The 954-nt window shown below is 49.1% G+C and carries 1 protein-coding gene; it reads right to left on the bottom strand.

Annotated features, from left to right (window positions below):
- Nucleotides 1-254: 254 nt before the first annotated feature.
- Nucleotides 255-954, bottom strand: a 700-nt coding sequence (locus tag KIV40_RS33530; protein ID WP_285353734.1) for an HAD-IC family P-type ATPase, incomplete at its 5' end; no start/stop codon positions are given.

Here is a 954-nt window from a genome sequence, read left to right as displayed (position 1 = left end):
ATGTACCGCAACACAACAACTTTCCAGAGTAAAAGTGCCTGTTCCTACCAAGAGCATTAACATCGCACCAACCATGATTACTCTTGCAAGGGTAACGAAAGCCTTAACTCCAGTGGTTCTTAACTTAGCGCAACCCATTGTTATTTCGCCAAGAATTGTCGTAGGGCCTTAAATAGAAACTACGCAATAATTGAAAGCCTAGCAGATGATGCTGGGCTTTGTTGGTTCCAGAATTTCGATCAGGGTTATTGTCATTAGCCGTGACGCAATGCGGCAGAACGTCCAAGAATCGAGAGCGTGGTACCATTGTGGAGCAGGGCACTCATCGCAGGGCTCAGATATCCGAGAGCTGCTGCGAGCATAATGCCACTGTTGACGTACTCTGCGAGCTTGATGTTGGAGTGGATGACACCCATCGCGATATTTGCCAGTTCACGAGCATCAGACAGGGCGGACAGTTTGTCATGTAGCAGGACAACATCAGCCACTTGTCTCGCAAGTTCAGTCCCCTGAGACATCGCAACACCCACATCAGAAGCGGTAAGTGCCGGTGCATCGTTCACGCCATCACCAACAAACATCACTCTTTTACCTTGTCGCTGCAGAGACTCGACAATGGACGACTTAGCCGATGGGACGGCTTCTGCGAAGATTTGATCGAGCTTCAATTCGTCACCCAAGATCTGAGCTTTAAACTGGCTATCACCCGTGATCATGATGAGCTCGTTTATGCCTAAACCTCGAAGGCTCTCTAAGGTTGCTTTTGCATCCTCACGCAGGTGGTCTCGCAGCCCTAGCATGCCAATGAGCTTGCCTTGGTAGGAGACGAAGATCAGGTGTCGACCGAGCGCTTCATATTGGCGAATGGTCTCTTCATATTCGCTGAAGTCGACCTGTTCATGCACTTCAAGAAAATGACGGCTACCCATGACGAGTTGATCATTATTAAGCGTG

Source organism: Vibrio sp. D173a (genome assembly GCF_030248475.1).
Note: the sequence above shows the minus strand (reverse complement) of the source record. Positions and strands in the feature narration are given on the sequence as shown.